The sequence below is a fragment of the Peptoniphilus obesi ph1 genome, assembly GCF_000311865.1.
Lineage (GTDB): Bacteria > Bacillota > Clostridia > Tissierellales > Peptoniphilaceae > Peptoniphilus_E > Peptoniphilus_E obesi.
On record NZ_HE978583.1, the window covers coordinates 82,168 to 85,067 of the forward strand.

Here is a 2,900-nt window from a genome sequence, read left to right on the forward strand (position 1 = left end):
TAGGAAGTGTTTTGGATTTCTAGTATAATCAATTTTTTTCTACATACAGAACTGTCAAGGTGTAAAAGGGAGGTCATAGGAGGGAAAAAGGACGCTCGGAACGTCCTAATTTTCCCTCCTAAATATATTAAATTTGAAATTTATAGTAAAGCTGGGATTTGAACAGTATCTTTCGATATAAATAAATAAAATCGGACATACAAATCAACTTTGCAATTAAAAAAACAATTTTAGACCTAAAATAAAAAACAAAAAAATAAGCCCACATCTCTGCGGACTTATCTAAATCAAAATACTAAAATTAAAATTAAATTTAAAACCCTAATTTATCCTAACTGGTATCTCAATCTCAATTTCTTGTGGAGCATTCCTATAGGCTTCTGTTCCTACATAATCTGCTGTTACTTCTTTTGCTGGTGCTGATCCGTCTGCTGGTCCTTCAAAGTATTTTCCATCATCTTTTTCTAAATCAACTATCAATTTATAGTCCTTATTTTTTTCTAATTTTTGGTCTAGCCTATATTTTGTAGAGTAGACACCGTCGTATCCTGTGCCGCCTCTTAAATCAAGTTTGTATTCTTTTCCGTCCTCATCTACAAATCTTGCTCCTTTTTGATTATAAGCAAGAACATCAAAGCCCATCTTATTCATAAAATTAACCTTTATTTCAGTTCCCGATTTATCAATTGAAACAGTGTCTAAAACTCCAACATAACCATCTTTTTCCACAACTTGGTCAAATTTATAAATATCAGCCTTTATTTGGTCAAGACTTAAATCAAATTTCCAATTACCAGGATATTTTTCAACGCTTCTATAATCATCTGAAAAACTTTGTATCCCACGAATCTTTAAATTAACCTTCAAGGGACTTACATTTTTATTTTTAAAGTCCATATCAAAATCTTCATAGCCTAGATAAACCCCGTCAGACTTCTTTTCAAAATAAGAAGATCCAGAAGCACCAAAAGCCTTATTATTCTTAAAAGACATATCAGACTCTAAATTTATATCTTCGCCAAGGTCCTCATCACTCTCTATCAAATAAGAAAAAGCCAAACTATCATTCGAATAAATAGCATCAACAACAGTAATCTTTATCCCATTGCTAGTAGCAGTCGCATTGACAAGCTCCCCAGCTTCTTGATAATTGTTCATGCCAAAAAAATTAAAAATATTACTATAAATTGGCAAGTCCTTAGTATAAGTTGGAAAAGCAAAACCAAGAGAAAAAATCAAAGCAAAAACAGCAGCAATGTAAGCTGGTCTAAAAGATTTTTTTTCCTTCTTATAAATATCTTTTTTCATATTCTCTAACCTATCCTCATCGACCTTTATATTATCTAAATTTTTAAGATTCATAATTACCTCCCATCATCTTTTTTAACTTAGCCAAAGACCTGCTCAGCCTTGACTTCACAGTCCCAAGCTTTATAGCCTGTCTTTTAGAAATTTCCAAATAGCTAAGATCTTCAAAATATCTCAAATATAATAATTCCCTTTCATCCTCGCTCATCCTGGAAAGACTATCCAAAAGATCAATAGTTTCATCATAATTATCACTTATGTAGTCCTTGGAAATCTTTTCATCAAAAGAAAAATCATCCTTTCTCTTTCTCAAAAAATCTATACATTCATTTATAAGAATTCTTACCATCCAAGTATTAAAATATTCTTGATTTTTTAAAGAATCAAAATTTTCCAAGGCCTTAATCAAAGAATTTTGCAAACAGTCCATAGCATCGTCCTCATTTCTCACATAAGAAAAAGCTATCCTGTATAATTTATCTTCTCTGTCAGCCATAAGCCTTTTAAAAACCTTATCCTTATCCATAAAACACCCCTTCCTATCCGTCTTTACCAATTAGACGTAAAAATAAGAGTAAAAGTTCCATATTTATATTAAAATTTTATAAAAAATTGATTATCTGATATATTCTAAATATATAATAACTTATTATTGTAAATTTTAAAAAAGAAGTGATTTTATGAAAATAGATAAAAGTGGGTATAAATTTTTGTTTTTTCAAGGCAATGATTGCGGACTCTGCCAAGGCATGAAAATAAAAACAGAAAGAGAATTAAAAGACTATGGAATTGAAATTGAATATGTAGACCTTGAAGAAAATCCAAAACTAAGAGGAGAATACTCAGTATTTTCATTTCCTACCCTTCTTTTGTTAAAGAATGGGAAGGAAATAGATAGGGTTAGTGGGTTTTTTGAGTTTTCTAGGATTAAAAGGGTTTTGAATAGTTAGTTTTTGTTTTTTAATTTTTTATTTAAAATCTATACTTGTTTTTCAGTTTCAATTTTATTTTAAATTTCAGCTTTACTTCTCTGTATCGAAAGTAATCATTCAAATCCCAACTTTACTATAAATTTTAAATATTATTTATTTAGGAGGGAAAATTAGGACGTTCCGATATTTTCTCTCTTTTTTTATATTTATTTATGTATAAGCATATCTGTTAAATTCAAACTTATTATAAATTTCTAATTTTATATTTTTAAAGTTTTTATATTCAATTACTTTTATTTCCTAAACAAGATATTTAATTCAATTCTTTTATAAAGGGGAGAGATAAGGGCGTTGCGATTCGCCCTTTAATCTCTCCCCTTAACCCCTCTCGTAATCCCTAACGCTTTACATATCTGTTTCTAAAGTGTATTGGATGATTTATATTTATTTATTATTTCAGCATATTACAAAAAGCAGACATCCTAAAAATTTCGAACTCGCTTCGCTCTCGCTCAGCTCAAACACAAAATTTTTTTAACGGATGTCTTTGCTTTTTGCTTATTCCCCCAACTTATTTATTACTATTCACGATAAGAATTGCCGTCAGCTAACATTAGAAGAAAAAAATTGATTATACGTTAAGGAAATCCAACAGTTTAA

At 29.6% G+C, this 2,900-nt stretch carries 3 protein-coding genes; 1 reads left to right on the forward strand and 2 read right to left on the reverse strand.

Features of this window, described 5'->3' with window-relative positions:
* Positions 1-321: 321 nt before the first annotated feature.
* Together HGPB_RS08090 and HGPB_RS08095 are read right to left on the reverse strand one after the other, a co-directional pair.
* The gene (locus tag HGPB_RS08090; protein WP_019133185.1) at positions 322-1,362 is read right to left on the reverse strand and encodes a DUF4179 domain-containing protein; all 1,041 of its coding nucleotides are present in this window, start codon (positions 1,360-1,362) and stop codon (positions 322-324) included.
* On the reverse strand, positions 1,352-1,834 hold the full coding sequence (locus HGPB_RS08095) for a sigma-70 family RNA polymerase sigma factor (protein ID WP_019133186.1): 483 nt from the start codon (positions 1,832-1,834) through the stop codon (positions 1,352-1,354). Before HGPB_RS08095 ends, HGPB_RS08090 begins: the two co-directional genes overlap by 11 nt.
* A gap of 154 nt (positions 1,835-1,988) precedes the next feature.
* On the opposite strand from HGPB_RS08095, the gene HGPB_RS08100 reads away from it, so the two are divergent.
* Positions 1,989-2,258, forward strand: a complete 270-nt coding sequence (locus tag HGPB_RS08100) for a thioredoxin family protein (RefSeq protein ID WP_019133187.1) — start codon at positions 1,989-1,991, stop codon at positions 2,256-2,258.
* Positions 2,259-2,900: the final 642 nt, after the last annotated feature.

What these genes read in the sequence shown, in the direction of transcription:
- HGPB_RS08090 (WP_019133185.1), bottom strand. Translation starts at nt 1,362, where the DNA reads ATGAATCTTAAAAATTTAGATAATATAAAGGTCGATGAGGATAGGTTA.
- HGPB_RS08100 (WP_019133187.1), top strand. Translation starts at nt 1,989, where the DNA reads ATGAAAATAGATAAAAGTGGGTATAAATTTTTGTTTTTTCAAGGCAAT.
- HGPB_RS08095 (WP_019133186.1), bottom strand. Translation starts at nt 1,834, where the DNA reads ATGGATAAGGATAAGGTTTTTAAAAGGCTTATGGCTGACAGAGAAGAT.